The organism is Buttiauxella massiliensis (genome assembly GCF_902500225.1).
Taxonomy (GTDB): domain Bacteria; phylum Pseudomonadota; class Gammaproteobacteria; order Enterobacterales; family Enterobacteriaceae; genus Buttiauxella; species Buttiauxella massiliensis.
In genome coordinates this window covers 114,944-126,054 of sequence record NZ_LR722660.1, presented here as the reverse complement: position 1 = coordinate 126,054, position 11,111 = coordinate 114,944, and the positions used below count along the sequence as shown (strand labels likewise).

Below are 11,111 nucleotides of genomic sequence, written 5' to 3'. Positions count from 1 at the left end.
TGCGAAAGCATGGGGCTTTTTTGTGCTTGCTAAGTGGACAACATTGTCGGGAGCAATGTTGCACGTCGCTTGCGACGGCCCCGGAGGGGTGAGTATCAGGATGATACGAATACAAGCCCTGTACTGACGTACAGGGCTTTTTGCTGTCTGCGATTTATGAAATCCTTGCCTCCTTTCTCAGTTTTTTCTTAAATTTCTATTTTTTCAACCAGTTAATAATGAAATCAGCGACTTGTTCAGGGTGATTAATGTCCAGGATAGGGAGTGATATGTTCAGATTTACATCACTGGCGATGGCAATGACATGGCTATCGATCACTAAATCGCCAGCATTCAGAGAAGTGCCCTCTCTATAGAGCAGTATCTTGGGTACTGATTCGTACTTAAAACCCTCGACCAATATCAAATCCAGTGATGACTCATCCATTCGGCTGGCGAGGTAGTAAAGATCTAACTCATTTTCGTCCGGTGTTTCAGTCATGAGAGCCCAGCGTTTTTGGCTGGCGACGATGGTTTGTGCCGCTCCTGCTTTGCGTAGCTCGTAGCTATCTTTCCCCGGTTTATCTACATCCATATCGTGATGCGTATGCTTAATAAGCCCAGGACGAATGCCTCGTTCGTTCAGTAAAGGAATCACCCGCTTCAACAGCGTCGTTTTTCCCGTCCCACTACAAGCTGCAAATGCTAACAATGGCAGCATCTATTGTTTCTCCCATTGCATGAGATCTTCAGGTGTATTTACGTTGATGAAGTTTTGCATCTGATTCGCAAACAGCACAGGTTTCCCGCCCACTTCACGCAGAAAAATCATCACTCTGCGCTCGCCAGCAGCCAAATATTGCTCAAGATCTGTGACTAACTTGCGGTGTATAAGTGCAATGGTTGGATGATCTCGCTCGCCATCGTTCACCCATACTGCATTGGATTCACCTTTTTGCATCCACAGTCTATATGCCAGATCGTCCGGGATATTAGGCGTATCGCAAGGGCAGAACAGAAACCATTCATCACTCAGATGCTGTATTGCAGACAAGATTCCTGCCAGTGGACCTGGATAATCAGGTAGCGTATCACTCAGGACATTAACCCCAAAAGACTGATACATTTCAATATTCCTGTTAGCACTGATCACCACATTACCCACCTGAGGCGCTAGCTTACTGATGACGTGTTCAAACAGTGGTTGGCCATTAAGGTTTATGAGCCCCTTATCCTGACCGCCCATCCTTGTTGCTCTTCCACCTGCCAACACCACACCAGTAACTTCTGTTAAACATCTCACCTATATCGCCTCTTTTAATGTGGGTTTGAGCCTGCTAACGTGTGACATCTCTCATGTGAATGGAGCACAATCATGAAATGTAAACGCCTTAACGAACTGCTCGAGCTACTTCAGCCCGCATGGCAGAAAGAGCCGGATCTCAACTTGATTCAATTTTTGCAGAAACTCAGCAAAGAGTCAGGTTATACCGGTGAATTAACCGATCTCACTGATGATGTGCTTATCTATCATCTGAAAATGCGCGATTCTTCGAAAGATGCTGTTATTCCTGGCATTCAGAAAGACTACGAAGAAGATTTTAAGACAGCATTGCTGCGTGCTCGCGGCGTAATTAAAGAGTAAAAGCTTGTAAGCCAGCCCACCTAAATGGCTGCGAAATGTTATCCTCAACTATTCGCATTTACAGTTGGTTGGCTGGATGACAGACAGCGCTTTCAATTTTCAAACACTACATCCGGATACCATCATGGATGCCCTTTTCGAACAGGGTATACGGGTGGATTCCGGCTTGACGCCATTAAACAGTTTTGAGAACCGCGTCTATCAGTTTCAGGACGAGGATCGTAAACGTTATGTGGTGAAGTTTTATCGCCCCCATCGCTGGTCCCCAGAACAAATAGAAGAAGAACATCAGTTTTCCCTTGAGCTGCAAGCAGACGATGTTCCAGTCGCGGCGCCATTGCATTTCAACGGCCAAACATTGCTACGCCACCAAGGTTTTATGTACGCAGTGTTTCCTAGTTTAGGTGGGCGACAATACGAAACAGATAACCTTGATCAGATGGAGTGGGTGGGTCGTTACCTTGGTCGTATTCATCAAACCGGGCGTCGTAAGCAATTTTCCGCTCGTCCTGATATTGGCTTAAATGAGTATTTGTTTGAGCCACGTGAACTGTTTGAGCATACAAATCTGATTCCGGCAGCTCTCAAGAAAAACTTTCTCAAAGCAACTGATGCGCTAATCGCGGAAGTGAAACTCCACTGGCATGAAGATTTTCAGGCACTACGATTACATGGCGACTGCCATCCGGGGAATATTCTCTGGCGCGATGGCCCATTGTTTGTCGATCTGGACGATGCACGTAATGGCCCGGCAATTCAGGATATCTGGATGCTTCTGAATGGTGACAAAGCCGAGCAGAGAATGCAGCTGGAAATGATTGTCGAAGCATATGAAGAGTTTACCCCCTTTGAATCAGACGAAATTGCACTCATAGAACCTTTACGAGCAATGCGTATGGTTTATTATCTCGCGTGGATAATTCGACGCTGGGATGACCCTGCCTTCCCCAGAAATTTTCCGTGGCTTACCGACGAAGATTACTGGAGAACACAAACTGCGACTTTTACAGAGCAGGTTCGGGTTCTACGTGAACCACCACTAACATTAACGCCAATGTATTAATCAGTATTTATTCAGGAGAGATTTGATGATGAAAAAGATTTGGCTGGCGCTGGCGGGGATGGTCCTGGCATTTAGCGTGTCTGCAGCGCAGTTCACTGACGGCAAAGAGTTCGTGACTCTGGAAAAACCTGTTGTTGGTGAGCCACAGGTTTTAGAGTTCTTCTCTTTCTACTGCCCGCACTGCTACCAGTTTGAAGAAGTGCTTCATGTTTCTGATACTGTGAAGAAAAAACTGCCAGAAGGCACCAAAATGACCAAATACCATGTTGAGTTCCTGGGCCCATTGGGCAAGGATCTAACTCAGGCATGGGCTGTTGCATTGGCACTGGGCGTGGAAGATAAAATCACCGCTCCAATGTTTGAAGCTGTTCAGAAAACTCAAACAGTTCAGAATGTTGCTGATATTCGTAATGTCTTCATTAATGCAGGTGTGAAAGCAGAAGAGTACGATGCGGCATGGAACAGTTTTGTAGTGAAATCCTTGGTTGCTCAACAAGAGAAAGCTGCGTCCGATCTGCAATTGCAGGGTGTCCCGGCTATTTTCGTGAATGGTAAATACCAACTGAATCCACAAGGAATGGACACCAGCAATATGGACGTATTCGTCCAGCAGTATGCTGATGTGGCCAAGTTCCTGGTCGAGAAAAAGTAATTAAAAAAGCCGGTCACTGACCGGCTTTCTTCTATTGTTTGATACTCGTAAGTAAAGCGTCTTTCTCATGCCACACCGCATTCAGCCATTGCTGGAAGCGTCGTTTAAATCCTTTGTCATTAACATAGTCTCCATGCAGATCCTCTGCAATCGGCACAAGCGAAACTCTCACTACGATCCGGGTCATTTTTCCGGTTAACATATCGTAGAACGGACTTTGCGAATTTTCAGGGTAGCAGAGCGTTACATTGAGCAGCTTATCGAACTGTTTCCCTAATACATTGAGCGCCATTGCGATGCCAGCGGCTTTAGGCGGAAGCAGGTTTTGAAAGGCTGATCGTGTCTGTAAACGCTTCTCTTTAGTAAATCTTGAGCCTTCGACAAAGTTCACAATCGTCGTTGGATGAGAGCGGAATTTTTCGCAAGAGCGCCGGGTTGTTTCCACGTCTTTACCGCGTCGTTCTGGGTGGCGAAGCAAATAGCCGTGCGAATAACGTTTCATAAAAGGCATATCCAAAGCCCAACATGCCAGACCCATGAATGGTACCCAGGCGAGTTGCTGCTTTAAAAAGTATTTATTCATCGGGATATGTTTACGAAATAGCACGCACAAAATGACGATATCTGCCCAGCTTCGGTGATTACAAATCAGTAAGTACCAGTTTTTTTTACTGAGATCGTCCAGCCCTTCCACATCCCATTTCAAATGCGGATTCAGCTTGAGTAGGAAAGCTAAACTTTCACACCAGCAGTACATCATAAAATCAGCAAATACCGAGATTGATCGCCAGATGACGGGAACAGGTAATAGCAGCTTAATGATGCCAGCGACAATAATGGGTACCGAGCAGGCTATAGTAACCAGAATGGTAAGAGCGACACTCAGAATCAACGTTATCGCGGCGAATAATCTCGACATAAGTAAATTTTTCAGATGGGTAGAGAGAGTCAGATGGTGGGAGAAGAATAATAGGTGGTGAATTTTATCAGAAAATAATCTTGAGTGAGGAAACAAATAAAGTGGATTAAGAAACGCGGTACTGTGGGTTTTTAATATTATCGGTCTATAACATAATTAATTTTTATATCCACATTTATCGATCACGCAATAAATGTCACCTGAGAGAATGGTTAAAACTCAACACAATGATAAGTATAGATATTTATTGGATGTGGGATTTCCATTGAGATACGCAATCAATTGCTTAAAGAATTATGCACAAACTTATCCACAATATTGATCTTGAGGGCGATCTCGAAGATCAACAAAACTTTTCACCTTATCTTCCTCAAAAGTTCATGTTTTCAGCCATGCTATGGCATCCTTTAGCCATAAACTAAAACCAGTCACGGAACGGAACATTATGGTTCAGATCGCGCAAAACCCACTTATCCTCGTTGATGGCTCATCTTATCTCTATCGTGCCTATCACGCCTTTCCACCGCTGACCAATAGCAAAGGTGAACCGACCGGGGCAATGTACGGTGTGCTGAATATGCTGCGCAGTCTCTTGTTGCAGTATCAACCGACCCACGCAGCAGTGGTTTTTGATGCTAAAGGCAAAACCTTCCGTGACGAGCTGTTTGAGCATTACAAATCTCACCGCCCACCAATGCCGGACGATCTACGAGCTCAAATTGAGCCACTCCATGCAATGGTTAAAGCTATGGGCTTGCCGCTTCTGGCTGTTTCAGGCGTGGAAGCCGATGACGTGATTGGTACTCTGGCACTTGAGGCGGAACGCGTTGGTCGTCCGGTGCTGATTAGTACCGGCGATAAAGATATGGCACAACTCGTTACGCCGGGCGTCACGCTTATCAATACCATGACGAATACCATTCTTGGACCGGATGAAGTCCGTACCAAATATGGCGTACCTCCAGAGCTGATTATCGACTTCCTGGCATTGATGGGCGACTCCTCAGACAACATCCCTGGCGTGCCAGGAGTTGGTGAGAAAACCGCACAGGCACTGCTGCAAGGTTTAGGTGGTCTGGATACGCTATATGCCAACCCAGAAAAAATCGCAGAATTGACGTTCCGTGGTGCAAAAACCATGGCGGCGAAGCTTGAGCAAAGCAAAGACCTTGCTTACCTCTCCTATCAACTAGCCACCATCAAAACAGATGTGGAGCTTGAGTTAGGCTGTGAACAGTTAGAAGTGCAGCAACCGGCAGATGAAGAGCTTCTCGAGTTGTTCAAACGATATGAATTTAAACGTTGGATTACTGACGTTGAAGCAGGCAAGTGGATGCAAGCTAAGGGTGCAAAACCTGCGGCACAATCCACGAAATCGATAGAGATCAAAGCCGAAGTTGAACCGGAAGAGCCAGCTAACGCACTCTCATATGAAAACTACGTCACCATTCTCGAAGAAAGCGTGCTTGAAGAGTGGATTAACCACCTGAAGAAAGCGCCGGTTATTGCCTTTGATACGGAAACCGACAGTTTAGATAACGTCAGTGCGAACCTGGTGGGCCTCTCATTTGCTACTGAACCCGGAGTTGCCTGCTACATCCCCGTTGCGCATGACTATATTGGTGCTCCGGTGCAGATCCCACGTGAGCGTGCCCTTGAACTGTTGAAGCCATTGCTTGAGGACGAAAGCGTTCTTAAAGTTGGACAGAACCTCAAGTATGACCGTGGCATCATGCAAAACTATGATATCGAACTACGTGGCATTGCCTTCGATACTATGCTCGAGTCCTACATTCTTGATAGCGTCGCGGGCCGCCATGATATGGACAGCTTGTCTGCTCGCTGGTTGAAGCACACCACGATCACTTTTGAAGAGATTGCCGGCAAGGGTAAAAAGCAGCTGACCTTTAACCAAATAGATCTGGAACAGGCCGGGCGTTACGCTGCAGAAGATGCGGATGTTACGTTGCAGTTGCACCTGAAGATGTGGCCGCAACTCGAAAAGCGCGAAGGGCCACTCAGCGTCTTTAAAAATATTGAAATGCCACTAGTGCCTGTGCTGTCGCGGATTGAACGCAATGGCGTGAAAATCGATCCATCCGTGCTGCATACGCATTCTGAGCAACTCACCAAACGCCTGGCGGAGCTGGAAATCACCGCCCATGAAATCGCGGGCGAAGCCTTTAACCTCTCTTCTCCAAAGCAGCTGCAAACTATTCTGTTTGAAAAGCAAGGGATTAAGCCGCTGAAGAAAACACCTGGTGGTGCACCGTCGACTTCTGAAGAAGTGCTGGAAGAGCTGGCTCTGGATTATCCACTGCCTAAAGTTATTCTTGAGCATCGTGGCCTGGCAAAACTGAAATCGACTTACACCGATAAGCTGCCACTGATGATTAACCCGAAAACCGGACGCGTGCATACCTCTTATCATCAGGCTGTCGCGGCGACCGGTCGTCTTTCTTCTACAGAGCCGAACCTGCAAAACATTCCGGTGCGTAATGAAGAAGGTCGCCGTATTCGCCAGGCCTTTATTGCGCCAAAAGATTATCTGATTGTCTCCGCCGACTACTCGCAAATCGAACTGCGTATTATGGCGCATCTTTCCCGCGATAAAGGGCTGCTGACTGCATTTGCGGAAGGTAAAGATATTCACCGTGCGACAGCGGCGGAAGTATTTGGGCTGCCGTTAGATAGCGTTTCAGGCGAACAGCGCCGCAGCGCTAAGGCCATCAACTTTGGACTGATTTACGGTATGAGTGCGTTTGGTTTGTCTCGCCAACTCAACATCCCACGTAAAGAGTCGCAGAAGTATATGGATCTCTATTTCGAACGCTACCCGGGCGTGCTGGAATATATGGAACGTACCCGGACGCAGGCGAAGGATAAAGGCTATGTCGAAACGCTGGATGGCCGCCGCTTGTATTTACCAGACATCAACTCCAGCAATGCTGCTCGTCGTGCCGGTGCAGAACGCGCGGCAATCAACGCTCCAATGCAGGGGACCGCTGCAGACATTATCAAACGCGCCATGATTGCCGTTGATGCCTGGCTGGAAGCAGAAAAGCCGCGTGTAAAAATGATCATGCAGGTACACGATGAACTGGTGTTTGAAGTTCATCAGGACGATCTGGAAGCCGTATCGAAGAAAATCCACGAACTGATGGAAGGCAGTATGACGCTAGATGTGCCATTGCTGGTGGAAGTCGGAAGTGGTGTAAATTGGGATGAAGCTCACTAAATAAAGCGATTTATGTAACTAAGCAACATATCTCATAGCTTTTTGTGATGACGCTTCAATATCGGAGTGTAAAGGGTGAAAAAAAACTACAAAAAATGCTTTTTCAACCGAATAAAAAGGAGTAGAGTTATTTGCGTAGGGTACAGAGGTAAGATGTTCTATCTTTCAGACCTTTTACTTCACGTAATCGGATTTGGCTGAATATTTTAGCCGCCCCAGTCAGTAATGACTGGGGCGTTTTTTATTGCACGCAAGTCAGGAAAATAAGGAAAAGCACGGGCGAACCCATGCTTCTTTTTATTCGCCAGCTGTTTCGTCGTCTTCTTCTACATCATCTTCTTCGGTTGCTGGTGGGATATCGTTATACCAACCATCAAGCTTATGACGCAGTACATCGACACCGATCTTTTTCAGTGACGAAAACGCTTCTACCTGAATATCACCGCCAAAATCTACCACCGCTTCGCGAACCATCTTTAACTGTGCTTTACGAGCACCAGATGCCAGCTTGTCAGCCTTGGTTAACAGCAGCATCACTGGAATGTTGCTCGCAACAGCCCAATTAATCATTTGTTGATCAAGGTCTTTCAGTGGATGACGAATATCCATCAAGATAACTAATCCCTTCAGGCTATTACGTTTTTGCAGATACTCGCCAAGCGCGCGCTGCCATTTCAGTTTTACTTCTTCTGGTACTTCGGCGTAGCCATAGCCCGGTAAATCCACCACACGTAAGCCTTCAGCCACTTCAAACAGGTTGATGAGCTGCGTACGACCAGGCGTTTTACTGGTACGCGCCAGGGCTTTCTGGTTGGTCAGCGTATTTAATGCGCTGGATTTCCCTGCGTTAGAGCGGCCTGCGAAAGCAACCTCAATACCGGTATCAGAAGGTAAATGGCGAATGTCCGGTGCGCTAAGCACGAAGTGGGTCAGCTGGTAATTCCAGTTTTTCAAAACGGTTGTCTCCCTCAGGATGAGCATTGTGGGGGATTATACCTGAACATGGGGAAAACGCCGTGTTTCTCGGCAAGGCTTACAGGATTACAGAAATCCGCCCGAGGTTTGTAAGACATTGACCATTCATATTGACAGACAACGCAGTGTTGTTAGATGCAGATATATTTAAAAGAACATATATAACAATGTATTAGGTGTTTTTTGATGGATTACATTAATGACTTAACTCAAATACTAATCTTGTGGAATCAAGCGCTAAGAGTAAAGTAAGCGGCACAGGCAAAGGATAGCCACAAAGGATAGCAACTCAGGATGAGGGTTCAGGATCGTCAGGATGGCGAAGAACCAAGGAAATGCCAGGAGGCAACGTCTGGAGACGTTTAAAAAGGACAAGGATTTACACGGAAGTTGTTTGCAAGGGAAAGACAGGGCGTCGAGTGCAAACAGGGATTGTGTGACCTTATATAGGTCCAGAGACAAGAAAAAGGCGACAGGTTAACCTGCCGCCTTTTTTCTTTGCTTGCTTTCTGCTAGATTCCGCCGCAATTCTATACTGAATAAAAATGGCTCAAGATAATTTATTATGAAGCAACAAAACTCAGCAGCACCTGGCTCTAAACCTTCAAAAGCTCGTCGCAAAACACGTGAGGAGATCGATCGCGAAGCTCGTGACCGTAAACGTGATAAAAAACACAGTGGACATGCAGCGGGTAGCCGTTCAACCGGTGGCACCCAGGAAAAAAGTGGAAGTGGCAGCTCACAGGCTAAAGATCCGCGCATTGGCAGCAAAAAACCAATCGCCCTGGGCGTAACTGAAGTCCAGGTCAAAAAACCTAAACAGCACAAACCTAAAGTCGAGAAACCTATGCTAACACCACAGGCTGAACTGGATTTGCTGGAGAACGATGAGCGCCTGGATGCGCTGTTAGAGCGTCTTGAAGAAGGTGAAACACTCAACGCAGAAGAGCAGGCTTGGGTTAACGCTAAGCTTGATCGCATTGATGCGCTGATGGCAGAACTCGGCATCGCCTATGAAGATGACGAAGATGAAGAAGAAAAAGAGAAAGGCGATGATTTGATGCGTCTTCTCAAAGGCACTGACTAACAGTCTACCTCAATGGGATTACCTGTTCTTATCGTGGTTATTCCGCTGGTGTGTTATCTGCTGTGGTTATTCGTTAAACTACGGCGGTTGTCGCGATTGCAAAAATCGTTGCGCCGTCAACGAATGCGGCATCACCGGAGGAAGTGAGTATGTCTGAGCAGTTAATCGATTGGGATCTGGCCCTGATCCAGAAATATAATTATTCAGGGCCGCGTTATACCTCTTATCCTACCGCGCTGGAGTTCTCAGAAGGCTTCGGTGAGGCGGCATTTCTTGAAGCGGTTGCTCGTTATCCTGAGCGCCCGCTGTCGTTGTATATCCATATCCCGTTCTGCCACAAGCTTTGCTACTTCTGTGGCTGCAATAAAATCGTCACTCGTCAGACGCATAAGGCCGATCAGTATCTTGATGCGCTTGAACAAGAGATAGCCCACCGTGCGCCGCTCTTTAAAGGCCGTCACGTCAGTCAGTTGCATTGGGGCGGTGGTACTCCAACTTACCTCAGTAAAGCGCAGATAAGCCGTCTGATGGGGCTTCTACGGGGTCATTTCCATTTCGATGAAGATGCCGAGCTTTCCATTGAAATCGATCCGCGTGAAATTGAACTCGATGTGCTCGACCATTTGCGTCAGGAAGGGTTTACCCGTCTGAGTATGGGCGTGCAAGACTTCAACAAAGAAGTGCAGCGCCTGGTTAACCGTGAGCAGGATGAAGAGTTTATCTTCGCGCTGATTCAGCGTGCCCGTGAACTCGGTTTCACATCGACGAATATCGACCTCATTTACGGCCTGCCAAAACAGACGCCAGAAAGCTTTGCCTTCACCCTCAAGCGTGTTGCAGAACTGAGCCCGCACCGTTTAAGTGTCTTTAACTATGCGCACTTACCGACACTGTTTGCGGCGCAGCGCAAAATTAAAGACGAAGACTTACCGAGCGCTCAGCAAAAACTCGACATTCTGCAAGAAACCATCAGCTCGCTTACCGATGCCGGATACCAATTTATTGGTATGGACCACTTTGCGCGGCCAGATGACGAACTGGCGATTGCGCAGCGTGAAGGGAAGTTGCACCGTAATTTCCAGGGCTACACCACTCAGGGTGATACAGACTTACTGGGGATGGGTGTTTCTGCCATTAGCATGATTGGCGACTGTTATGCGCAGAACCAGAAAGAGCTTAAAACTTATTATCAACAGGTAGATAGCCAGGGCGATGCGCTGTGGCGCGGTCTGGCATTAACCCGCGATGACTGCATCCGACGTGATGTTATCAAAGCGCTGATCTGCAACTTCCAGCTTAAATTTGCTGAAATCGAGCAGCTTTGGGATCTGAACTTTGCAGAGTATTTTGCGGAAGATTTGAAGCTACTCGAACCGCTGGCCAACGATGGGCTGGTGGATATCGACGGCAAACATATTCAGGTGACGCCAAAAGGCCGCCTGCTAATCCGTAATATCTGCATGTGTTTTGATAGTTACTTACGTCAGAAGGCGCGACTGCAACAATTTTCCCGTGTCATATAAAACTAAAGGCGGCTTGAAAGCCGCCTTTTT

The 11,111-nt window shown here is 47.0% G+C and carries 11 protein-coding genes; 7 read left to right on the top strand and 4 right to left on the bottom strand.

The annotated features are described in order from the left end of the window. Positions 1 to 196: 196 nt before the first annotated feature. Positions 197 to 700 carry a molybdopterin-guanine dinucleotide biosynthesis protein MobB gene (mobB, locus tag GC128_RS17890; RefSeq protein WP_151995422.1) on the bottom strand — a complete coding sequence of 168 codons (504 nt, stop codon included), beginning with the start codon at positions 698 to 700 and terminating at the stop codon, positions 197 to 199. Then, positions 701 to 1,282 (bottom strand): molybdenum cofactor guanylyltransferase MobA, encoded by a 582-nt coding sequence (gene mobA, locus GC128_RS17885; RefSeq protein WP_151995421.1) that lies wholly within the window; start codon positions 1,280 to 1,282, stop codon positions 701 to 703. Between the two features lie 72 nt (positions 1,283 to 1,354). On the opposite strand from mobA, the gene GC128_RS17880 reads away from it, so the two are divergent. The 3 genes from GC128_RS17880 (at position 1,355) to dsbA (ending at position 3,339) form a co-directional block, all read left to right on the top strand. Continuing rightward, entirely contained in the window at positions 1,355 to 1,624 is a 270-nt protein-coding gene (locus GC128_RS17880; protein WP_034461496.1) for a YihD family protein, read from the top strand. Between the two features lie 76 nt (positions 1,625 to 1,700). Further along, complete coding sequence (locus GC128_RS17875) at positions 1,701 to 2,687, top strand: serine/threonine protein kinase (RefSeq protein ID WP_151995420.1); 987 nt, start codon at positions 1,701 to 1,703, stop codon at positions 2,685 to 2,687. 28 nt (positions 2,688 to 2,715) lie between these two features. Next, positions 2,716 to 3,339 carry a thiol:disulfide interchange protein DsbA gene (gene dsbA / locus GC128_RS17870; protein WP_151995427.1) on the top strand — a complete coding sequence of 208 codons (624 nt, stop codon included), beginning with the start codon at positions 2,716 to 2,718 and terminating at the stop codon, positions 3,337 to 3,339. Between the two features lie 31 nt (positions 3,340 to 3,370). Here dsbA and GC128_RS17865 read toward each other — a convergent pair whose 3' ends face one another. Further along, on the bottom strand, positions 3,371 to 4,258 hold the full coding sequence (locus GC128_RS17865; protein WP_151995419.1) for an acyltransferase: 888 nt from the start codon (positions 4,256 to 4,258) through the stop codon (positions 3,371 to 3,373). 445 nt (positions 4,259 to 4,703) lie between these two features. Here GC128_RS17865 and polA point away from each other — a divergent pair, with 445 nt between their 5' ends. After that, positions 4,704 to 7,496 (top strand): DNA polymerase I, encoded by a 2,793-nt coding sequence (gene polA, locus GC128_RS17860; RefSeq protein WP_151995418.1) that lies wholly within the window; start codon positions 4,704 to 4,706, stop codon positions 7,494 to 7,496. Positions 7,497 to 7,649: 153 nt separating this feature from the next. After that, positions 7,650 to 7,697 (top strand): spot 42 RNA, inhibition of DNA synthesis, encoded by a 48-nt coding sequence (locus tag GC128_RS23390; RefSeq protein WP_071892919.1) that lies wholly within the window; start codon positions 7,650 to 7,652, stop codon positions 7,695 to 7,697. Positions 7,698 to 7,793: 96 nt separating this feature from the next. On the opposite strand, the gene yihA is transcribed toward GC128_RS23390, so the two are convergent. Then, positions 7,794 to 8,450, bottom strand: a complete 657-nt coding sequence (yihA, locus tag GC128_RS17855) for a ribosome biogenesis GTP-binding protein YihA/YsxC (protein ID WP_193216279.1) — start codon at positions 8,448 to 8,450, stop codon at positions 7,794 to 7,796. 586 nt (positions 8,451 to 9,036) lie between these two features. Between yihA and yihI the strand changes: the two genes are divergently transcribed. Both yihI and hemN read left to right on the top strand, forming a co-directional pair. Further along, positions 9,037 to 9,558, top strand: a complete 522-nt coding sequence (gene yihI, locus GC128_RS17850) for a Der GTPase-activating protein YihI (protein ID WP_151995416.1) — start codon at positions 9,037 to 9,039, stop codon at positions 9,556 to 9,558. Between the two features lie 149 nt (positions 9,559 to 9,707). Continuing rightward, positions 9,708 to 11,081, top strand: coding sequence for an oxygen-independent coproporphyrinogen III oxidase (gene hemN / locus GC128_RS17845; RefSeq protein WP_151995415.1), 1,374 nt, complete (start codon positions 9,708 to 9,710; stop codon positions 11,079 to 11,081). Positions 11,082 to 11,111 lie beyond the last annotated feature (30 nt).